At 59.1% G+C, this 19,321-nt stretch carries 20 protein-coding genes and 3 pseudogenes; 12 read left to right on the plus strand and 11 right to left on the minus strand.

Going from position 1 to position 19,321, the window contains the following annotated elements:
* Positions 1 to 8 precede the first annotated feature (8 nt).
* Complete coding sequence (locus PMI09_RS23110; RefSeq protein ID WP_037083847.1) at positions 9 to 1,001, plus strand: GlxA family transcriptional regulator; 993 nt, start codon at positions 9 to 11, stop codon at positions 999 to 1,001.
* Here PMI09_RS23110 and PMI09_RS23115 read toward each other — a convergent pair.
* Positions 982 to 1,851 (minus strand): LysR substrate-binding domain-containing protein, encoded by an 870-nt coding sequence (locus tag PMI09_RS23115; protein ID WP_007800124.1) that lies wholly within the window; start codon positions 1,849 to 1,851, stop codon positions 982 to 984. The two genes, PMI09_RS23110 and PMI09_RS23115, sit on opposite strands and share 20 nt — an antisense overlap.
* 111 nt (positions 1,852 to 1,962) lie before the next feature.
* Here PMI09_RS23115 and PMI09_RS23120 point away from each other — a divergent pair, with 111 nt between their 5' ends.
* Positions 1,963 to 2,868, plus strand: a complete 906-nt coding sequence (locus PMI09_RS23120; RefSeq protein WP_007800126.1) for a DMT family transporter — start codon at positions 1,963 to 1,965, stop codon at positions 2,866 to 2,868.
* Positions 2,869 to 3,013: 145 nt separating this feature from the next.
* Here PMI09_RS23120 and purU read toward each other — a convergent pair.
* From purU to PMI09_RS23130, 3 genes and pseudogenes are all read right to left on the minus strand, one after another.
* A pseudogene (gene purU, locus PMI09_RS30620) lies at positions 3,014 to 3,127 on the minus strand (formyltetrahydrofolate deformylase); the annotation flags it as partial.
* Positions 3,128 to 3,230: 103 nt separating this feature from the next.
* Positions 3,231 to 6,389: an efflux RND transporter permease subunit gene (locus PMI09_RS23125; protein ID WP_037083849.1), complete on the minus strand. Its 3,159-nt coding sequence runs from the start codon at positions 6,387 to 6,389 to the stop codon at positions 3,231 to 3,233.
* Positions 6,386 to 7,555 (minus strand): efflux RND transporter periplasmic adaptor subunit, encoded by a 1,170-nt coding sequence (locus PMI09_RS23130; RefSeq protein WP_007800131.1) that lies wholly within the window; start codon positions 7,553 to 7,555, stop codon positions 6,386 to 6,388. Before PMI09_RS23130 ends, PMI09_RS23125 begins: the two co-directional genes overlap by 4 nt.
* A gap of 103 nt (positions 7,556 to 7,658) precedes the next feature.
* Here PMI09_RS23130 and PMI09_RS23135 point away from each other — a divergent pair, with 103 nt between their 5' ends.
* Both PMI09_RS23135 and PMI09_RS31485 read left to right on the plus strand, forming a co-directional pair.
* Positions 7,659 to 7,901 (plus strand): hypothetical protein, encoded by a 243-nt coding sequence (locus tag PMI09_RS23135; RefSeq protein ID WP_007800133.1) that lies wholly within the window; start codon positions 7,659 to 7,661, stop codon positions 7,899 to 7,901.
* A 104-nt stretch (positions 7,902 to 8,005) separates the two neighbouring features.
* A pseudogene (locus PMI09_RS31485) lies at positions 8,006 to 8,134 on the plus strand (IS481 family transposase); the annotation flags it as partial.
* Positions 8,135 to 8,191: 57 nt separating this feature from the next.
* Here the strand turns inward: PMI09_RS31485 and PMI09_RS32330 are convergent.
* From PMI09_RS32330 to PMI09_RS23150, 3 genes and pseudogenes are all read right to left on the minus strand, one after another.
* Positions 8,192 to 8,990: pseudogene (locus PMI09_RS32330) on the minus strand (integrase); the annotation flags it as partial.
* Positions 8,991 to 9,026: 36 nt separating this feature from the next.
* A complete protein-coding gene (locus PMI09_RS23145; RefSeq protein WP_007800141.1) occupies positions 9,027 to 9,434 on the minus strand; it encodes a type II toxin-antitoxin system VapC family toxin in 408 nt (135 codons plus the stop codon).
* Positions 9,434 to 9,691: a type II toxin-antitoxin system VapB family antitoxin gene (locus PMI09_RS23150; protein WP_007800143.1), complete on the minus strand. Its 258-nt coding sequence runs from the start codon at positions 9,689 to 9,691 to the stop codon at positions 9,434 to 9,436. Before PMI09_RS23150 ends, PMI09_RS23145 begins: the two co-directional genes overlap by 1 nt.
* A gap of 543 nt (positions 9,692 to 10,234) precedes the next feature.
* Here PMI09_RS23150 and PMI09_RS23155 point away from each other — a divergent pair.
* Positions 10,235 to 10,546: a nucleotidyltransferase domain-containing protein gene (locus tag PMI09_RS23155; protein ID WP_244423808.1), complete on the plus strand. Its 312-nt coding sequence runs from the start codon at positions 10,235 to 10,237 to the stop codon at positions 10,544 to 10,546.
* Positions 10,533 to 11,054 (plus strand): hypothetical protein, encoded by a 522-nt coding sequence (locus PMI09_RS23160; RefSeq protein WP_007800149.1) that lies wholly within the window; start codon positions 10,533 to 10,535, stop codon positions 11,052 to 11,054. Before PMI09_RS23155 ends, PMI09_RS23160 begins: the two co-directional genes overlap by 14 nt.
* A gap of 74 nt (positions 11,055 to 11,128) precedes the next feature.
* Here PMI09_RS23160 and PMI09_RS23165 read toward each other — a convergent pair whose 3' ends face one another.
* Positions 11,129 to 11,533, minus strand: a complete 405-nt coding sequence (locus PMI09_RS23165; RefSeq protein ID WP_007800151.1) for a PAS domain-containing protein — start codon at positions 11,531 to 11,533, stop codon at positions 11,129 to 11,131.
* A gap of 93 nt (positions 11,534 to 11,626) precedes the next feature.
* Positions 11,627 to 11,938: an ArsR/SmtB family transcription factor gene (locus PMI09_RS23170; RefSeq protein ID WP_007800153.1), complete on the minus strand. Its 312-nt coding sequence runs from the start codon at positions 11,936 to 11,938 to the stop codon at positions 11,627 to 11,629.
* 509 nt (positions 11,939 to 12,447) lie between these two features.
* Between PMI09_RS23170 and PMI09_RS23175 the strand changes: the two genes are divergently transcribed.
* From PMI09_RS23175 to PMI09_RS23200, 6 genes are read left to right on the plus strand one after another with little or no spacing between them, the layout of a single operon-like run.
* Positions 12,448 to 13,287 carry a transporter substrate-binding domain-containing protein gene (locus PMI09_RS23175; protein WP_007800155.1) on the plus strand — a complete coding sequence of 280 codons (840 nt, stop codon included), beginning with the start codon at positions 12,448 to 12,450 and terminating at the stop codon, positions 13,285 to 13,287.
* Positions 13,288 to 13,341: 54 nt separating this feature from the next.
* Positions 13,342 to 14,004: an amino acid ABC transporter permease gene (locus PMI09_RS23180; protein ID WP_007800156.1), complete on the plus strand. Its 663-nt coding sequence runs from the start codon at positions 13,342 to 13,344 to the stop codon at positions 14,002 to 14,004.
* Between the two features lie 4 nt (positions 14,005 to 14,008).
* Positions 14,009 to 14,668, plus strand: a complete 660-nt coding sequence (locus PMI09_RS23185; RefSeq protein ID WP_007800158.1) for an amino acid ABC transporter permease — start codon at positions 14,009 to 14,011, stop codon at positions 14,666 to 14,668.
* A gap of 12 nt (positions 14,669 to 14,680) precedes the next feature.
* Complete coding sequence (locus PMI09_RS23190; protein WP_007800160.1) at positions 14,681 to 15,451, plus strand: amino acid ABC transporter ATP-binding protein; 771 nt, start codon at positions 14,681 to 14,683, stop codon at positions 15,449 to 15,451.
* 17 nt (positions 15,452 to 15,468) lie between these two features.
* Complete coding sequence (locus PMI09_RS23195; protein ID WP_007800161.1) at positions 15,469 to 15,858, plus strand: RidA family protein; 390 nt, start codon at positions 15,469 to 15,471, stop codon at positions 15,856 to 15,858.
* Positions 15,859 to 15,872: 14 nt separating this feature from the next.
* The gene (locus tag PMI09_RS23200; protein ID WP_007800163.1) at positions 15,873 to 16,682 is read left to right on the plus strand and encodes an IclR family transcriptional regulator; all 810 of its coding nucleotides are present in this window, start codon (positions 15,873 to 15,875) and stop codon (positions 16,680 to 16,682) included.
* 236 nt (positions 16,683 to 16,918) lie between these two features.
* Here the strand turns inward: PMI09_RS23200 and PMI09_RS23205 are convergent, their stop codons facing one another.
* Positions 16,919 to 18,307, minus strand: a complete 1,389-nt coding sequence (locus PMI09_RS23205; protein ID WP_007800165.1) for an LLM class flavin-dependent oxidoreductase — start codon at positions 18,305 to 18,307, stop codon at positions 16,919 to 16,921.
* A gap of 35 nt (positions 18,308 to 18,342) precedes the next feature.
* The gene (locus PMI09_RS23210; protein WP_007800167.1) at positions 18,343 to 19,320 is read right to left on the minus strand and encodes an ABC transporter permease; all 978 of its coding nucleotides are present in this window, start codon (positions 19,318 to 19,320) and stop codon (positions 18,343 to 18,345) included.
* Position 19,321 lies beyond the last annotated feature (1 nt).

A 19,321-nucleotide genomic window follows, 5' to 3' on the forward strand; every position in this document is an offset into this window, starting at 1 on the left:
AAAGGGAGGTGGCTTTGCTGCAGCGATCGACGGAACGGCTCGATATTGACCTTCTCGTCCTGCCGGATACGAACCTGATCCTGATCGCGTCGGTCATCGAGCCGCTGCGCGGCGCCAATCGCATTTCCGGCAGCGAGCTCTATCGCTGGCGGCTCCTGACGCCAGACGGGGCGCCGGTCCCGACCACCAGCCATATCGCCGTGCCCGCCCAAGGGGCCTTCCGGGCGACGAGCGAGGATGCGCCGCTTTTCGTGCTTGCCAGTTACAATTGGCGTCGAAGCGTGACGCCGGCGCTCAAGATGCAGCTCTCCCAGGCTGCCCGCTACCGCAACGTGATTGCCGGCATCGAGTCCGGCACATGGCTGCTGGCCGAGGCAAGCCTACTCGACGGACTGCCGGCGACCGTCCACTGGGAGGACTACGAAGATTTTGCGCTGGCCTATCCGCAGGTGAGGGCCGTGAAGGATCGTTTCGTCATCGACGGCAAGCGGCTGACGACATCAGGTTCGCTTCCGACCGTGGACCTGATGCTGGAGGTGATCAGGCAACGGCAGGGTTATTCGCTGGCACTCGAGGTCAGCCGGCTGTTCCGTTACGAGCAGCCTTCCTTCCATGCCGACGAACAGCTTTCCGCAGCCTCGGCAGGGCTGCGCATGCATGATCCCCGCGTGGCACAGGCAGTGCGGCTGATGGAGGAGCATATCGAGCAGCCTCTCATTCTGGCGCGGTTGGCCCGCAAGGTGGGCATCAGCGCCCGGCATCTGCAGGATCTTTTCCAGCAGAACATCGGCGCGCCGCCGCATGTGCACTATCTCGCCCTGCGTTTGAATGCGGCGCGCCGCAAGGTAATTGAGACGACAGCCTCCTTCGCCGATATCGCCGCGGCGACCGGTTTCAACTCGGCCTCAGCCTTTGCGAGAAGCTACCGGACGAGTTTTTCCGAGAGCCCATCCGAGACCCGGCGCCGATTGCGCCGCCGTATCACGTCATCGCCGACATAGGCTGGAACGCGTCCCGTACCATTTCGGCCAGTTCCCGGACGGCCTCACTGGAGCGAAAAGTGCTCCGGCGCAGCACGACCTTGGAGGAATCGACCGGCGGGAAACCGTCTTCGGCGGTCAGCTCCCGGCAGCCGGGCGGAATGTTGCTGCGGGAGAGCGTGGTGACGGCGAGGCCAGCCGTCACGGCGTTTTTCAACCCCGAGCCGGTATCGGCGATGAATGCGATCCGGTAGTTGCGGCCCAGCTGCTCCAGCGACCGCAGCGCAAAATCGCGCGACCAGATGGAGTTGCGATAGGTTGCAACAGGCAGGGGATCGATGTCATGCAGCCGGTGGACCATGGATGTGACCCAGACGGTCGGATCGATGCAGAGGACCTCGCCGTTCGTCTGGTCGCTCCAGTCGAAAACGACGGCCAGATCGAGCTCGTCGCGCTCCAGGGCGGCAATGTTGCGGACCGTATAGTCGCAGGACACGGTGACCTCGACGGCCGGGTGGCGTACGGCGAAAGCCGCAAGTGCCGCCGGCAGCACCGTCTGGCTGTATTCCTCGGGAATTCCGATGCGCACCGGCCCATCCAGCGGCTTGCTGCGGATCGTCGCGGCAGCCTCGCTCAACAGGTCAATGATCCTGCGGGCGTAAGGCACAAGCTGTATGCCCTGGCGCGTCATCACGACGCCGCGAGCGCCCCGTTCAAACAGAGTTTCGCCGATCGTCTCCTCGAGCCTCTTGATCTGGGTGCTGACGGCCGACTGTGTCCGCCCAATGCGCTGGGCAGCCGCGGAGAAATTGGACGTCTCTGCGACGACTAGAAAAGTTCTCAGTAAGTCGCTCTCGATTGGCTCGTGCATGAGTAGCCATAGAAAAAATCGATGATAGCTATCTCAACTATTCGTTTGTCTAATGTCAACTCCTGGCGCAGAAAAGAACGGCGTTCGACTTCCTTCTTTGAGAATATCTGCGTGACCATAGAAAATCCGGCCAGACGCCTCGCAGGCAGCGAGCATGGGAAGGGTGTGCTTCTCATCGTTGCCGCGACGCTTGCCTGGAGCGCGAGCGGTGTCTATTCGCGGCTCCTGACCACCGACGTATGGACAGCGATCGCCTGGCGGTCGTTGTTCGGCGGACTGTTCCTGCTGATCCCCTGTCTTTTCCTCGAAGGGGGTATCTCACGGCGGCAATGGCGTTCCGTCTTCCATCCGTCCGGTCTTGCCATGATCGCATGCCAGACTTTCAGTCAGGGATGCTTCATCGGGGCGCTTTACATGACCACCGTCGCCAATGTGACGATGATCTATGCGACGACGCCCTTCATCGCAGCCCTACTCGGCTGGCTCATCCTCAAGGAGAGGGTTGCCAGACGGACGCTGATTGCCGGCGGCATCTCGTTCTTCGGCGTCGCGGTCATCGTCGCCTCGTCGATTGGCGGCGGCACGGGTTGGGGCGATCTGCTGGCGCTCGGCATGACTGCGTCCTTCGCGCTCGTCATCGTCATCCCCCGCATCGATCCCGACGTGCCGAGCCTGCCGCCGACCGTCGTCAGCGCTTTCCTGACCCTCGTCATTTTTGCTCCGTTCGGTTCATTGAGCTCGCTCGATCTGCACAACTGGATCGTTCTTGCCGCCTTCGGCGCGACCAATTTCTCCCTCGCGCTGGTGCTCTTCCTTGCCGGGGCAAAGCGGATGGCGCCGGCGGAAGCGGCGCTCATCGGAACGATGGAAATCGTGCTCACCCCCTTCTGGGTCTGGCTGTTGTTTTCCGAACAGCCGCCCGTCGCCACCTATTTCGGCGGCGCGATCATTCTTGGTGCCGTGTTCTGGCACACGACAATCGACGTCAATCGCAGCCGGCGACCGCATTGCGCCTAGAACAGGATAACAGCCGCCCAGCCGCCCATTTTCACGCCGGCGGCCATCAAACCTGTCCGGACGGTCGGCAAGCCATTGCTTCTGCTCTCAACAGGGTTGAGCAGCGACGTGAAGGTCGTCGCAATGTTGTGATGCCTGTAGGCTTTTATCCCATCCGCTCCGATGCGTAGCTCCCTGGGCTCGGCGGGAACACGACGCTACGATTGCCGTTCAAGAAGACGCGGTGATGGATGTGCGCATGGATCGCACGCGCAAGCACCCAGGTGCTGGCAATGACAATGAAGCGACAAACCAGCCGGCAAGCAGGCCTGTTGCGCGCAACCGTTGTTGCCTGCAAAACACCGTTGCTTTTGAGCCGTCATCTACTCAGGAGCTATGGCAGTCGGAGGTCCGCTGGCCTCGTCGCGGCCGTGGCCGAAAATTCGACGTTTGACAGCCTCTCTGACGGTTTGGACGAGGATATACAGAAGTGGGATAACCAGGAGGCCGACGACAGTGCCAACGAGTAGTCCTCCCAGGACTGTCGTACCGATTGCCTGCCGGCTGGCTGCTCCCGCGCCCGTGGCGACGACCAAAGGCACAACGCCAAGCACGGACGCCATCGCAGTCATCAAGACGGGTCTAAAGCGCTGTGCCGTTCCCGCGGTGGCTGCTTCCATGATGCTGAGGCCTCCTTCGCGGCGTTCCTTGGCAAATTCCACGATGAGGATCGCATTTTTCGCAGCAAGCCCGATAAGCAGCAACAGGCCGATTTGCGCGTAGATATTGAGATCGATGCCACCAATCACGAGACCGCCCAACGCTCCGACAACGGCCACCGTCACCGACAGCATCACCGCCAGCGGCACGCTCCAGCTTTCATATTGAGCGACGAGGAAAAGGTAGGTGAAGAGGATCCCCATGATGAGGATGATTGCTGTCTGATTGCCTGCCTGCCGCTCCTGCAGCGCCAATCCGGTCCACTCGTAGCCGAAGCCGGGGGGCAATTTTTCCACCGCAAGCGTTTCCATGGTCTCCAGCGCATCGCCGGTGCTGGAGCCGGCCGCTGCCTGGCCGTTGATCGCAGCCGACGGGAAGAGATTGTAGCGGTTAACCGAGTTCGGACCGTAGACGGTCGAAATCGAAAGCAGTCCTTGCAGCGGAACGAGATTGCCGGACTGACCTTGCACCCGCAATCGCTGAATATCTTCAATTCGGGTTCGGAAACTGGGCTCGTCCTGAATGCGTACCTGGTACACCCGCGAGAAGATGTTGAAGTCGTCGACATATGACGATCCGAGGTGGGATTGAAGCGTGCTGAAAATCGTTGCTGGCGAAACGCCGAAAAGTTCGGCGCGCTTCCTGTCGATATCGAGATAGATTTGCGGCGTATCAGCAGAAAAAGTGCTGAATACGCTGGCCGTCTTCCCCGTCTGGTTTGCCGCTACGATCAGACCGCGCATCACTTCGGCCAGTTCCTCCTGACTTTGCCCTTCGCGCGCCTGAAGACGGAAGTCAAACCCCCCCGTCGTACCGAGGCCGGGTATCGCCGGTGGATTGAACGGTACAACCGACGCGGTCGAAATCGTTGCGAATTCAGCGCGTAGTCGGTCTATCAGTGCAAAGACGCTTTGATCGCTCTCCCGCTCATTCCAAGGGCGCAATGCCGCGATGACCATTCCCGAGTTGGAGCCCCCGCCACCCACCATACTTGAGCCGGCGATTCCGATCGTATTTGCAACGCCAGGGGTTCGCTGAAGCACGGAGCTGACCGTTGCAATTGTTTGCTGCGTTCTTTCCAGGGATGCCCCGCTTGGCAATTGCACGTTCATGAAGAGATAGCCCTGGTCTTCGGCAGGAACGAATCCAGTCGGCAAGACACGATAGAAGCCGTAAATGCCGCCGAGAACGGCTACAAGGAGCAAGGCAGCTAGAACCAGCCTGCGGGAAAAAACCTCCAGCAAGTTCAGATAAAAGCGTCGTGACGCATCCAGTCCCTTGTTCACCTTGCTGAAAAGTCGTGACGGGCTGTGTCGCGCGGGCCGGAGCATGAGAACGCATAGGGCCGGGCTCAACGTCAACGCATTGATCGTTGAGAAAGTGATCGTGACCAGAATCGTGACGGCAAATTGACGGTAGAGCTCACCGGTTATGCCGGCAAGAAAGGCCACCGGAATGAAAAGGGCGGCCAAGACCAGCGTGGTGGCGACGATCGGACCCGTCACCTCGTTCATGGTGCGCAAGGTCGCTTCCCGTACGCCAACGCGGGCTTCGCTCATCACTCGCTGAACGTTCTCCGCGACGATGATTGCATCGTCCACCACGAGACTGATGGCGAGTATCATCGCAAACAGGGTGATGGTGTTGGCCGAATATCCCATGAGGTAGAGCACGGCGAAGCCGCCTACCAGCGAAACGGGTATGGTCAATGTGGGGATTACTGTCGCGCGCCAGTCTTGTAGGAAGATAAAGACCACCGCGACGACGAGGGCAAAGGTAATGGCCAGCGTGACGAGAATTTCTTCGATCGTCTGTCGAACGAAAGCGGTCGTATCGAAAACCACCGTATACGCGACGTCGTCGGGAAACTGCTTCGATAATGTCTCCAATTCTTTGAGGACAGCGGCGGACACGGCCAGGGCGTTGGCATCTGACGATTGATAGACGACCACCGTCGCACTGGGCTGCCCGTTCAAGGTGGAGGCAGTGTCATATGATTGTGCGCCGAGTTCTACTCGGGCAACGTCGCGGATGCGTACGATCGCGCCATCCCGGTTCGTACGAACGATGATGTCGCCGAACTCGGTTTCGCTCGCAAGCCGTCCTCGGGCCATAACGGTCAACTGCATTTGCTGGCCTGCTACCAACGGCGGTGATCCGAGCTGCCCGGCTGATGCCTGAGCGTTCTGAGCCTGAATGGCTGCCGTCAGATCGGCGGCCGTTACTGCGAGGGCTTGCATGCGGTCAGGGTTCATCCACACGCGCATGCTATAGGTGGGACCGAAAACGCTCGCTTCTCCGACGCCGGGGAGCCGGGCGATCGCGTCTCGGATGTTTATCGTCGCGTAGTTGCTGATGAAGATTTCGTCTTTCGTACCCCTCGGCGAGTAGATCGCGAAACCGAGAAGCATGCTCGACGAACGGCTTCTCACAGACACACCGGTCTGGGTCACCGCAGCCGGAAGTCGCGGCGTTGCCATGGCCACCCGATTCTGAACGTTGACCTGGGCGATTGCAGGGTCTGTCCCCGCGGCAAATGTCACCGTCAGACTGTATGTGCCATTGTTGGTGCTGGACGACGACATGTAGAGCATGTCTTCGACGCCGTTCACCTGGTCCTCGATCGGCGCTCCCACGCTGTCCGTCATGACGCTGGCATTGGCACCGGGATAGCTGGCAGTTACCTGCACCTCCGGCGGTGTAATCTGAGGGAATTGAGCGACCGGTATCAGGAGGAGGGAGACGGCGCCCGCGATCATCATGACGATCGCAATGACCATCGCGAACCTTGGTCTGGCAAGGAAGGGTCCGGATATATTCATTGCTGTGTACCAGCTTGGGGCGCGACGGAGGACGGCGAGGCTACGATGCCTTCCGGAGCCACCGGCGTGACATTCACGGCCGCTCCCTCGGAGACGTTCTGCAGTCCCTCCACGATGAGGTTCTCGCCCCCTTTCAGTCCTTCGTCCACAGCCCAGTTTCCGTCGACCTGCTTTGAGACTTTTATGCGCTGGAGCGTAACCTGCTTCTTCTGATCGACAAGCAGGACGAATTTGCCCTCGCGGTCTTGCTGGACAGCGCCTAACGGGACAACCGGGCGCATCTTCCGTTCCGCCTCCGATATGATGACTGTCACGAACTGGCCTGGAACGAGCAGGTGCTCTGGATTGCTAAACAGTGCTCGAATTGCCAGTGTGCCCGTTGTCTCGTCGATTTCGTTTCCGAAAAACTCGATCTTGCCCGGCTCACTGTATTGCTGGCCATTGGACAGACGTAAGGTGGGCTCATACTTCCTGGCCAGATCGTCTTTGCCTATGCCGCCCGCGGCAGCCCGCAGGTCAAGGATCGACCGGTCGCTGACGGAGAATACGACGCGGATCGGGTCCATTTCGACGACGCGTGCGAGTATCGGTGAACTGCCGCTTACGAAGCTTCCAATTGACAACTCTGCTGCCCCGATGCGTCCCTCGATCGGGGAGGTTATTCGACTATAGCTGAGGTTTAGCTCTGCTTGCCCTACTCGTGCCTGCGCCGACAAGACGTTCGCTTGAGCCGTTTCCACCGCAGTTTGGCTCTCCTCCAGCGTGGCGCGCGAGACGGTCTGTGAGCTCAATGACTGATTTCGTTCGAGCCGTCGTTGCGCGTCCGTCAGCGTTGCCTGAGCGCTTGCAAGGGAAGCCTGGGCATCTTCGAGGGAGATTTCGAGCGATCGCTTGTCGATGAGGAAAAGATCCTGATCCTTCCTGACGATCTGGCCTTCGTCGAAAAGCCGCTTGTCGAGGAAGCCTTCGATCCGTGAGCGGATGTCTACCGCGTCCGCCGCTTCGACACGTCCGACGAATTCATGCTTTGGAGAGACATCCTCAATCTGAACGCTCGCTATCCCGACGGTTGGCACCGTCTGCCCCAAGGCGCCTTGAGGCGCTGACATCCACGCAACGAGGAGTACGCTCAGATAGGCCGGTGAAACTCGACGTGGCACTTTCATCGATCAGTCTCCAACGAACACGAGGAAGTCTATCAATTCAAGGCATCGCGAACTGCAGGTCAGCGGCGGCCGCAAATGCTACCAATAGTCGTGACAATCGGCAATGCTTGGCAAGATTCTCGCTCTGACGAGGCGAGCCCGTGAGCCTCCGCTCGGCCGCAATGGCCTGATCCGGCGCTCCTCGGGCGCTATCGTCCAATTTGCTCAACCGGCCGACGACGCTTTCGATAAGACTGTCTTCGTCGCGATTGCTGAAGATGACTGCTGCGATCTCGATCCCCTCGCCGGTTCGAGCACGTGGCCCTTAACCAATCTGAACGGGAGCTCGCTGCCGTTAAAAGATTGAAGCGGGGCCGCTGTGATCGCGGCTGCGGCGAGGCGGTCGCGGTTCTAGAGGTTGATCCCAGGCTTTGATGGGGCATTCCTGTCTTCCGAATCAAAGGATGCGCTATGGGCCAGGTTCTTCATGGGAGCGCCACGACGACAGAGGCAGTCCGTCGAGCGATACAACACAGTCAAGAGAGCCTGAGGACGCTTTCGAAGCGTTACGGGATCAATCAAAAGACCGTCGCCAAGTGGTAGAAGCGGACGTCTGTTGCAGACCTTCCAACCGGCTCGAGAGCGGCAAACCCGGTGCGCACGCAGCGAGTGCCCCGAGAACTTGAAGGGCGCGCCTTATTTCGCGCATATGGCCGCGAATGCCGGCGGCCATATGCGGCCCGCTTGACCGGGCGCCACTTCCTTGTCGTTCAAACGCTCTCGCCCTACAGACTTTCCCTGTCCGGTGACGCGGCGAAACAGGGGGCCTATGGGCAAGCCTGAGGAACTTGGTCCAGGTCTCGATGGCGACGACGGAGCAGGTCGCATCCGACGACCCGCGGCCGACTCCACCTCGCGCCGCCAGCCGGTCTTGCCGCGCAGCGTCAGCAGCAGGCCCTTATCGAGGATCTCGATGCAGCCGCGCCCATCCTCCATTTGATCACGGCCAAGGTCCGCCCCGGTGATTTCGGAGCGTCGCTCGCCGCCGGCAAAGCCGAGAAGCAGTATGGCACGGTCCCGCCGCCGCGCAGAGAACCGCGATCCAGGGCCTCCAGCATGGCGACCAGGTCTTCCGGCAGAATGGCTTCCTTCTGCCGGGACAGGAAAGCGTGGCGGTTGCGGATGCCAGAGAGCACGTGGCGATATTCCGATCCTTGCGGTCAAGCGACAGCCGCGTTGGCGACGTTCTATGGTGGAGACGGTGCTTGCTTGATAGGACGTCTGGCCGTGCCGGACGCGGGAGCTGTGATGTACAACTCGACCATCTGGGGGGCGGGAGAGGGAGGCAAGGTCTGCCGCCAGCACCAGGCGGCAAAGTGTTTCCGGTCGGCGGCATAGGCACGGCGGGTAGGCAGAGTTCGCCGTCCTCGACATAGCCTCGGGCACAATCAGTTAGATCAAATGCGCGGGTAGAGCAGGGGAGAGGACGATGTCAGGCAGGTTGTCCGACGCAGCATGCCGCCCCGATATCGGTCCGGGAAAAGTCCTCGCCGATGAAGTGCAGCGGTTCGTCCGCGCGCTTTGCCAAAGCGTAGGAAAAGCAATCGGCGAAATTCAATGCCGCTGAATGGCGGCCTTTGCCGTAGGTCAACCAGGCTTGCGTCGCCAAATCGACTAAATCGGAATCGACCGGGATGATGTCCGCCTCGATCTTACGGAGCCACAGATCGATTTCGGCCAATGCGTGTTCTCCGCGCCGGCTGACCAGCACCATGCGCGCTTCGAGCACGCATGTCGCCGGAACTAGGTGAACTGGGCTGGCGACAAGCGCTCTTTCGAGTTTCGCCGCCTCAGGTTCGTTACGCAGGATCGCGACGATGGCGAAGGTATCGATCACCATCAGTTCGGAATTCCATGCTCGTCATAGCCGACGATCTCCTCGTCACTGCGACTGTCTAGTTCCGGCAGGCGCGCCACCCTTTCGCGGATCGCGCGCAGTTCGCCGAGCAGACGCTCCTGGGCAACATCGCCGTACCCCATGCGATGCAAGCGCTCGCTGAGCGCTTGATGAATGGCGGCGGTTTTGCTGATGCCCTGGCGGCGCGCGAGTTCGTCTATGAGAGCGACGGTCGCCGGATTTTTGATGTTCAGGGACACGAAAGGCTCCAGAAATCTACCTTTTTAGCTAAATCTCCCATGGGGATGGTCACGTTGTCAAAACGTCCGATAGGGCGTTATCGGACGTTTCCGTCGATCCCAGTTCGTTGAAGCGGCAGTATTAACTGGCGCACACATCGACGGCAATGGTTGGATCACTTTGCAGAGGCTTGACCGGGATGAAGCCGTCGCCCGCATTCGCCTCCTTCAGAAGACTTCGAGGGTTCGCCGCAGCTGTTGCAGTTCGGCCTGCGACGGCGCCTGTGTTCCGCCTCGCGATCATGTTATGGCTCCATCGGCTGGAGAAGCCTCTATTTCGTAAGGCTTAGGATATAAGCAGAGACATCCTGAACATCGGTCGGCGAGAGTATTATATTCGGCATGGTCGGATGATTTTGGGCCGTGAGCCAAACGTTAAGCACTATTAGGCAGGAAGTGCCACCAATTCGATGACCAGACATTCTGGAGAGATGTCGCCGGCTTTCGGCTTTCCTTGTATTGCTGTAGGCTCGTCGTAGGAGATTGGAGTCCCGCATGAACAGGATGGACGCACTTACGGTGAGGAGACGTGAGACCCGGCACGAACGGGCGTCGGCAGCCGTTGCGCGTATTCTGCGTGCCGCTGAAAGGGATGGGATCGAAATAACCATTATCGGCTCTTTGGCGAAAGGTGATTTCCGCTCCCATTCGGATGTTGATTTTCTCGTCCGCGGGCCGATCGAACCCAAGCGCCGTCATCTGGTTGAGCGACTGGTAGCTGACGGCATGCGGTCATCCGCGATTCCTTACGATCTGATTTTTGAGGACGATCTGACCGAAGATCGTGTCCTGGAGTTACTGCATGACATCGTTTAGCCTGCCAGAGTTCGCGAAACTTTCCCCAAGAATCGCCCGCGCAGAGCGCGAGCTGGCACAGATGGAACAGTATTACGCAAGCCATTCGGCTGAGGTGGCAGATGGAGACTGGGGAGCCGTGGCGGCGGTCTCATCGGGCATCCACAATGTCTATAATGGAATTGAGGACATTCTTCTCAGTATCGCGAAAGATGTCGATGATTACGTCCCAACAGGCGGTTCTGCCCACCAGGACATCCTTGATCAGATGGCAGCCGAGATTGCTGGAACGCGTCCGGCACTACTCGATCTCGAACTTTATGACGCTCTTTTTGAACTCAAGGGATTTCGCCATCTCGTGCGCCACAAATACGGTTTCGACCTGAAGCCCGACAAGGTCGCCACAAACCTCGAGCTTCTCAAGTCTGCCTTTCCCGCGTTCATTGACGCGGTGATCCGGCTAGAGAGGGCAATGAGGAGCGGCGACGATCACGACGGCGGAAACGGCAAGACGTTCAGCACCGGATAATCTCAGCATACCACTATAACAGCGCAATTTGCATCCCCTCGACGACCAGCGCCGCGCCTTTTAGGCGAACCAACCTAGTGAGATTTGTAGTTCGGCAATGTCTCGGCGGGTACGACGATACCCGCATAATGAACCGGAACGTCTTCGCGGTCACGAAAGCACCGGCCAAACGCGCAAACAGCGACATAGATCCCATCTTCGTTCAGGACGCGGTAGTTCTGCACCGTGGGATGCTCCGCAACAATGGTGTCGTTGATCTGTTTGGCCAGGGTCGGCGCATCCTGAGGATGAATACGCTCCATGTAGGTCTGTAGCGGCAGGCCATGTTCTGCTTCGTCAGGCTCAAGGCCAAACAACCGCGCAAGGGCGCTGTCTGCATAGACGAGATTGCTCCGGAGGTCCCACGTAAACAATCCGGCATCGGGCATCGGTTCGCCTGAGATTTGCGTGGAAAACAGGTGATCGCCTTGGGGTATCATGGCCGCTCCTCAAAGACCGTTATGAGGAGAAGATGGAGCAGCCCTGTTCTTCCGCAAGTTGGCACTTCTCAGTACCGGGCACTCCCCAGAAGTTTACCTCGACGCGCTCACCGTTACTGTCGGACGAGTGCAGATTTCATCTAGGGTCGAAAGGATTTTTCGGACGCCGTAGTGGGTGGTCGAATAGTAGATTGTCTGGGCGTCACGTCGGGTTGTTACGATGTCGCCTTCACGTAGTCTCGCCAGATGCTGGGATAGAGCCGACTGAGAAAGTCCAACTCGTTTCGCGAGCTCGCCGACGTTCAGTTCGTTGTCTAAGAGGAGGCTGGCAATCAGGAGCCTTTTTTGATTTGCCAGAAGCGCAAGCAATCTTGCCTCTTCATGGAAGTTTGTATCGCTGTGCATTTCAGGGATTCACCTAACTTCGAAAACTCGCGCTTACTTAAACGTAAGGTGGCGAAATTGCTATGGCAACTTGATCGAAATTGATTGATCGACTTTGGGCGAAGAGACGGTCCGTCAATTGGCCGACTGTGGCTGCCAGCGCGTATGAGCGGCGCGCGCAATGGTCTCGGGCGAAGACATTTCCCTGGATCGGACGGTGACGTCGGCCATCCGTGAAAGTCTTTTCGGGCAGCCTCTTTTCGCGGAGCCCCGATTTCTCGAAGGTGACCGACAACCTTAGCCGTCCGTCCGCTCAACCGTTGATTGCGGCCAAGGCGACGTGTCGAGGGCTATTAACTCGAATATGGGAGAAATGCTGCCCTGCAAAAAAAGCCAGTTCGCATCGCTGCAGCTTTTTTGGCGATGCAGCTTGACAATTTATTGCTGATGCCGCTTCCTGTGAAAATCCAATAAAACAGACATGTGTCCGGAATATTGGACAAGAGCAAAATGTTCACAAGGGGAACGCCATGACATCTTCTTTTCGTGTCGGCCTGATCGCTTTGGCCGCAGCCACAATTCTTTCCAGCCCGGTTCTCGCGGACGGGAGCAAGCTCGACGAGGTGCTTGCTCGCGGTCACCTCGTCATGGGGACAGGCAGCACCAATGCGCCCTGGCACTTCAAGAGCGCCGATGACAAGCTCCAGGGGTTTGACGTCGATATGGGTCACATCATCGCCAAGGCTCTCTTTGGCGATCCTGAGAAGATCGAGTACGTCAATCAGTCCTCAGACGCCCGCATTCCGAACATCACCACGGACAAAGTCGACATCACCTGCCAGTTCATGACGGTGACGGGCGAGCGAGCCCAGCAGATCGCCTTCACGATTCCCTATTACCGTGAAGGTGTCGGCCTGATGCTGAAGGCTGATGGCAAGTATGCCGACTACGCAGCGCTTAAGGCTGCCGGCTCATCGGTGACAATTTCGGTCCTGCAGAATGTTTATGCAGAAGCTATGGTTCATGCCGCGCTTCCAGAAGCGACAGTCGACCAGTATGACTCCGTAGACCTGATTTATCAGGCATTGGAATCCGGCCGTGCCGACTCCGTGGCCACCGACCAGTCCTCGCTGGCGTGGTACATGACCCAAAACCCCGGCAAGTATAAGGATGCAGGCTTCGGCTGGAATCCGCAGACCTATGCCTGCGGCGTCAAGCGCGGCGACCAGGATTGGCTGAATTTCGTCAACACCGCCCTTCACGAAGCCATGACCGGTGTCGAATTTGATGCCTATGCCAAATCGTTCAAGACTTGGTTTGGCAAGGATCTGACGCCTCCGCAAATCGGCTTCCCGGTCGAATACAAGTAAATGGCCCGAGGGAGCGGGTCCATCCCGCTCCCGCTTCTGGAGGGGCGGCCTACAATGGGTTATACGCTGAATTTCGCTGCCGTTTGGCGCAACTTCGATTTCCTACTTAGCGGCTTGATGTTGAGCCTCGGCTTGGCGGTGGTCTCGATCTTGATCGGGGCTGTCCTCGGTCTTTTTGTAGCTTTCGCGCTGCTTTCGAGGAACCGCCTCATCGTCGTGCCGGCGCGCTCCTATGTTACTGTGATACGAAATCTGCCGATCCTCATTCTCGTCTTGTTTGCGTTCTTTGCGCTGCCTCAGATCGGCTTCCGGCTCGACAAGATAAAGAGCTTCGTCCTGGTTCTGTCGCTCTACTCGGGAGCGTATCTGGCGGAAGTTTTCCGCGCTGGACTTCTCTCTATTCCAAAGGGATTGACGGAAGCCGGAATGGCGATTGGCCTAACGTCGATGCAGATACGCACCTCGATCATAGCGCCACTGATGATCCGCAACGTTCTGCCGTCGCTATCGTCGACAATCATCTCTCTCTTTAAGGACACATCGCTTGCCGCAACGATCGCCGTGCCCGAGCTGACGTTTGCAGCGCGCAAGATCAACGTCGAGAGCTTCCGTGTCATCGAGACCTGGATAGTCACATCCGCTCTCTATGTCGTCACCTGTTTCCTCATTGCCGCCCTGATGCGCCTTGTCGAGCGGCGTCTGGCATTGCCGAGGTAAGCCAATGTCTCAAACTTTTCTCGATCAACTTTGGATCGCCCGCCATGTCATCGTGAATGGCGTCGCGATGACGGTATCGATCTCCCTGCTGGCCATCCTCGCAGGCTCGGTGCTCGGGATCTTTGTCGGTCTGGCTCTGGTTTATGGAAACGGTGTGCTGCGCCTGATCGTGAGGGCCTATACGGACGTGATCCGCGGCACGCCGGTTTTGGTCCTTGTCCTCGCCAGCTACTACGTCTCGAGCGCCGTGGGCATCGAATTGGGACCATTCGCGGCGGGCGTTCTGGCGCTGGCGATATTTTGTTCGTCCCACGTCGGTGAGATCGTTCGCGGTGCCCTGCAAGCCATCCCGAAGGGACAGACCGAAGCTGCAAAAGCGATCGGACTGACGTTCACGCAGACGTTCACCTCCGTCCTGTGGCCTCAAGCCCTGCGCCAGTGTCTGCCAGCCTGGGTCAACACGGCGGCAGAAATGGTGAAGGCATCGACCCTGCTGTCGGTAATCGGTGTGGCGGAGCTGCTGCTGCGCACGCAGGAGATCATCTCCCGCAACTTCATGAGTCTGCAGTTCTACTTCCTGGCAGGAGCCCTCTATTTCGTCGTCAACTTCGGTATCGAGCGTTTCGGCAAATTCGTCGAGCGCAAGACTGCCCTTCCATCCTGAGGAGGCCGATCGATGGCCAAGACAATGCTTGAAATCAAGGGCCTGCGCAAAACTTATGGCCAACACGAGGTTCTCAAAGGCGTCGACTGCTCCGTGCAGGAAGGCGAGGTCATTTCGATCATCGGCTCGTCCGGCTCGGGCAAGACCACGATGCTGCGCTGCGTGAACATGCTGGAGGAATTCCAGGGCGGCACGATCAGCCTCGATGGAGAAGAGATCGGCTACCACGTCCAAGGATCGACGCGTCGGCGCAAGACCGAGAAGGAGATTGCCCGTCAACGCGCTCTTACGGGAATGGCTTTCCAGCAATTCAACCTGTTCCCGCACATGACTGCAGCCCAGAACGTCATGCTTGGCCTCATCAAGGTCAAGAAGATGCCGAAAGCCGAAGCGCGCTTAATCGCCGAGCGTTGGCTCGACCGCGTCGGGTTGTCGGCACGAACCAATCACTACCCAGGCCAGCTTTCCGGTGGTCAGCAGCAACGCGTGGCAATCGCCCGTGCAATCGCAATGTCACCACGCCTTATGCTGTTCGATGAGGTGACCTCGGCTCTTGATCCCGAACTGGTGGGTGAAGTGCTGCAGGTGATCAAGGGTCTCGCGGCAGACGGCATGACCATGCTGCTGGTCACCCATGAGATGCGCTTTGCCTACGAAGTTTCATCGCGTGTCATCTTCATGAATCAAGGGGTCATCTGCGAGCAGGGTGATCCAAAGGAGATGTTCGTGAGGCCCAAGACCGAGCGCTTGGCTGAATTCCTGAAGACCTCCAGCTTCAACTAAAAGAGAAAGTGAAAAGAATGACGATCAAGCGCTATGGGGCCGGTGAAACTGGCGCAGGCGGACAACCACTTCCCTTCGCCCGAGCCACCGAAGCAGGCGGCTGGCTGTATGTTTCCGGTCAGGTCCCTATGGAAAAGGGGGAGATTGTCGGTGGCGGAATCGTTGCCCAGAGCCGAAAGGCGATCGAAAACCTGATTGCCATTCTCAATGAGGCGGGCTACAGCCTTGAAGACGTCGTGCGCGTGGGCGTGTGGCTTGACGATCCGCGCGATTTCTGGAGCTTTAACGGCGTGTATGCCGACTATTTCGGCGAAAACCCTCCGGCGCGCGCTTGCGTCCAATCACGCATGATGGTCGATTGCAAGGTCGAAGTTGACTGCGTTGCCTACCGCGCGGATCGCGCCTAATACTGGAGAAAAGCATGGCTGAGGCTGGTGTCGACACAGTGTCGCGGCGCACCCGAGGACTGGATCGTGCCTTTGAGATCCTCGAATTCCTGCGCGTGAGGCGCCAGCCCATGCGGCCAAACGAGATCGCCGCCGAGATCGGTGCGCCGCGCTCCTCGGTCTACGAGCTCGTCAACCTGTTGCTCAGCCATGGCATGCTCGACTACTATCAGGACGATGGCCGGGTCTATCTCGGCCGCCGGCTCTATTTCCTCGGCACCGCCTATGCCGAACAGTTCGACCTCATGCGCGAATGCGAGCGCATGCTGATCCGCCTCGCAGAGGAAACCCGGGAGACGGCGCAGATGTGCGTCCTCGAGGGTACGAAGTATACGGTGGCTATGATGCGGGAAGGCATCCGCCCGTTCCGCATTTCCTCAAATGTCGGCGAACTCGTCTCGATACCCTGGACGGCCTCGGGGCGGCTGCTCGTGTCGCACCTGTCCGACCGCCAGATCCTTGACCTCATTCCCCCGGACGACTTCGTCCTGCCGAACGGCAGGCGCCTCGATCCAGCCGACTTCATCGGGCAAGTCCGCAACGCGGCGCGCGACGGCTATTTCACCTTCAACAGCGAAGTCGAGAACTTTACGCATTGCTTCGCCGTGCCGGTTCATCAGGCGGATGGTGCATGCATCGCAACGCTATGTTTAGTCGCGCCGCGCGAAGATGGCTTGCGCAATCGGGCGGCCTACCTTGAGAGTCTTCTCGACGCTGCATCGGAAATATCCGAGAAGCTCGGCTATTCACGCAACTCGGATCGGCGTGTTGGCGCGCTAAGCTAAGGGCGCCTGGCGACAAAAGCCAAACGCGGACCATTTCCCGCGCGGCTTTTCTTCTAGGTCAACGCGATGCCCTTTTTCGCCCTTTAGGAAGCTAAGTCGTGCGCGCAACTTTGCCAGCAGTACGTCGAAGCTCAGCACGGTAACGTTATAGGTTGCTTCTTAAGCCGAGCCGGCAATGATCAAACATTGGACCGCATGTGTGAAGACGTCATAGGCTTCTTGCCGTTGCGTCGGCCTTACATGGCAAGCTTCGTCGTGTTTGCGAGATTGCGATAGGCGGTGGCTGGATGCGGCGCCCGCAGGCGAGGGCTTGTGCCACCCAGCTTTTCGCGAAGGGTTCCCTGTCGATACTCCGATTTGTAGACGCCGCGTTTCTGGAGTTCCGGCACCAGTAGCTCGACCGCGTCCTCGAAGCTCTCCGGGGTTACCGTGTAAGCAAGGTTGAAACCGTCGACGTCGGTCTCCTCGACCCATTCCTGCATCAGGTCCGCGACTGTCGATGGTGAGCCGACGAAGACGGGTCCGAAGCCGCCGACACCGACCCAATCGGCCATTTCCCGTACGGTCCATTCCTTGCTCGGATCGATCGTCGTGAAGGTCTCGACGGCGGACTGCACGGCATTGGTATGGCGGTGGCGCAGCACCTCGTCGGGGCCGAACTGGCCAAAGTCGATCCCCGTCCAGCCTGAGATCAGTGTCAGTGCTCCTTCAAAGGATGCGTACTGCCGGTACTCGCTGAATTTGCGCTGCGCCGCGGTGTCCGTTTCGCCGAGGATGACCGTCTGCAGATTGAAGGCGAGGATTTCGCGCGGGTTGCGGCCGGCCCGCTCGGCCGCCTGCCGGACATTGGCGACATAGCGCTTGAGCACGGCTTTCGACGGTGCGGCGACAAAAATGCACTCGGCATGAGCGCCGGCGAAGTCCTTGCCACGGCTGGAGGCGCCCGCTTGATAGAGTACCGGTGTGCGCTGTGGGGAGGGCTCGCTGAGGTGAATGCCCGGCACGGTGAAATGCTTGCCTGCATGGCGGATCGGGTGCACTTTCCGCGGGTCCGTGAAAACGCCCTTCTGGCGGTCACGGACGACGGCGTCATCCTCCCAGCTGCCTTCCCAAAGCTTGTAGCAGACCTCGAGATACTCGTCGGCGAGGTCATAGCGATCGTCGTGGTTCGTCTGCGCGGGCTGGCCGACATTGAGGGCACCGCTGTTGAGGTAGGAGGTGACGATGTTCCAGCCCACCCGCCCCTTGGTCAGGTGATCGAGCGTGGAGATCCGGCGGGCGAAGGTATAGGGGTGCTCGAAGGAGAGCGATGCGGTCAGCCCGAAGCCGAGGTGTTCGGTCTCATGGGCCATGGTTGGGATGAGCTGCAGCGGATCGTTGACCGGCACCTGTGCCGAATGGCGCAGCGCCGCATCGACATTGCCGTTCAGCACATCGTAGACCCCGAGCACGTCAGCGATGAAGAGCCCGTCGAACTTCCCGCGCTCGAGCGTCTTGGCAAGATGCACCCAGTAATCGAGATCCTTGTAGGTCCAGGATTTGTCGCGCGGGTGGCGCCAGAGCCCGGGCGATTGGTGTCCGACGCAGCTCATGTCGAAGGCGTTCAGCCTGATTTCTCGGCTCATGTCACTGTTCCTGCATTGGTTTGGTTCGGCCGCGATCAGGCGCCGACCGCTTTCTGGTTGATGAAGCTGAATGCCAGCACGGCGAAGATGAGGCTGCCGGTGCCGACCTGCTGCCAGTAGAAGTTCAGTCCGGTCAAAAGCAGACCGTTGGACACGATGCTGAGAAGTAGAACCCCGAGCACCGTACCGGCGACGTTCGGCCGGCCGAGTGGCGAGAAGGTTGTACCGATGAACGTGGCGCCGATCGCATTCAGCAGGAAAGCATTGCCTGATGAGGGAATGTAGACCGTGACGGTGGAGGTCAGGATGATGCCGGCAATTGCTGCGACCGTGCCTGCGAGAATGAAGATGACGGCGACATCTCGTCCAAGCGCGATGCCAGAATAGCGCACCACGCTTGGCTGCAGGCCGATGGATAGCACAACACGACCAAAACGCGTTTGAGAATACAGCACTGCGACGCTTGAGATCACGACGGCAGCGATTAGAAGTGGAACTGGTAGGCCTGCGATGGTTCCGTGCCCGAGGAAGCGGAAGGCATCGGGAACGCCGTTCGGGGGCAGATAGACGGGATTGCCGCCATTCGTCAGCAGCTGTTGGATGCTGCGGCCAATGAACAGTGTGCCGAGTGTTGCCAGGAACGGCGACACCCCGATTGCAGAAATCAGGATCGCGTTGAAGGCTCCCACAAGGGCGCCGGCCAGGAGGGCCGCGAGCAGTGCGAGCGCGACGGGTTGGCCGGCAAGAACGAGCGAAACGAACGCGAAGCTTGCAAAATCAACTGCGGTGCCGACCGAGAGGTCGATCCCGCCAGCCGACACGGCGAGCGTCATGGCAATCGAGACGATGGCGAGCAGCGTGAAGTTGTTGACGAGAATGCTCTGCAGATTGCCCGTCGTCAGGAAGGTTGGAGCGGCAGCAGAGAAGATCGAGAAGACGGCGATGAGAGCGAGTATCAGACCATACCGGGAAAGACGGGCGATCAGTCGCCCGGCGGAAATTGAAGCAGACATG

Source organism: Rhizobium sp. CF122, assembly GCF_000282035.1.
GTDB lineage: Bacteria > Pseudomonadota > Alphaproteobacteria > Rhizobiales > Rhizobiaceae > Rhizobium.

Bases quoted from the DNA above. Each gene is read 5' to 3' on its own strand.
- PMI09_RS23115 (WP_007800124.1), bottom strand. From the start codon at position 1,851: ATGCACGAGCCAATCGAGAGCGACTTACTGAGAACTTTTCTAGTCGTC.
- PMI09_RS23125 (WP_037083849.1), bottom strand. From the start codon at position 6,389: ATGAATATATCCGGACCCTTCCTTGCCAGACCAAGGTTCGCGATGGTC.
- PMI09_RS23130 (WP_007800131.1), bottom strand. From the start codon at position 7,555: ATGAAAGTGCCACGTCGAGTTTCACCGGCCTATCTGAGCGTACTCCTC.
- PMI09_RS23135 (WP_007800133.1), top strand. From the start codon at position 7,659: ATGCTTGGCAAGATTCTCGCTCTGACGAGGCGAGCCCGTGAGCCTCCG.
- PMI09_RS23145 (WP_007800141.1), bottom strand. From the start codon at position 9,434: ATGGTGATCGATACCTTCGCCATCGTCGCGATCCTGCGTAACGAACCT.
- PMI09_RS23155 (WP_244423808.1), top strand. From the start codon at position 10,235: ATGGACGCACTTACGGTGAGGAGACGTGAGACCCGGCACGAACGGGCG.
- PMI09_RS23160 (WP_007800149.1), top strand. From the start codon at position 10,533: ATGACATCGTTTAGCCTGCCAGAGTTCGCGAAACTTTCCCCAAGAATC.
- PMI09_RS23165 (WP_007800151.1), bottom strand. From the start codon at position 11,533: ATGATACCCCAAGGCGATCACCTGTTTTCCACGCAAATCTCAGGCGAA.
- PMI09_RS23170 (WP_007800153.1), bottom strand. From the start codon at position 11,938: ATGCACAGCGATACAAACTTCCATGAAGAGGCAAGATTGCTTGCGCTT.
- PMI09_RS23175 (WP_007800155.1), top strand. From the start codon at position 12,448: ATGACATCTTCTTTTCGTGTCGGCCTGATCGCTTTGGCCGCAGCCACA.
- PMI09_RS23180 (WP_007800156.1), top strand. From the start codon at position 13,342: ATGGGTTATACGCTGAATTTCGCTGCCGTTTGGCGCAACTTCGATTTC.
- PMI09_RS23185 (WP_007800158.1), top strand. From the start codon at position 14,009: ATGTCTCAAACTTTTCTCGATCAACTTTGGATCGCCCGCCATGTCATC.
- PMI09_RS23190 (WP_007800160.1), top strand. From the start codon at position 14,681: ATGGCCAAGACAATGCTTGAAATCAAGGGCCTGCGCAAAACTTATGGC.
- PMI09_RS23195 (WP_007800161.1), top strand. From the start codon at position 15,469: ATGACGATCAAGCGCTATGGGGCCGGTGAAACTGGCGCAGGCGGACAA.
- PMI09_RS23200 (WP_007800163.1), top strand. From the start codon at position 15,873: ATGGCTGAGGCTGGTGTCGACACAGTGTCGCGGCGCACCCGAGGACTG.
- PMI09_RS23205 (WP_007800165.1), bottom strand. From the start codon at position 18,307: ATGAGCCGAGAAATCAGGCTGAACGCCTTCGACATGAGCTGCGTCGGA.
- PMI09_RS23210 (WP_007800167.1), bottom strand. From the start codon at position 19,320: ATGTCTGCTTCAATTTCCGCCGGGCGACTGATCGCCCGTCTTTCCCGG.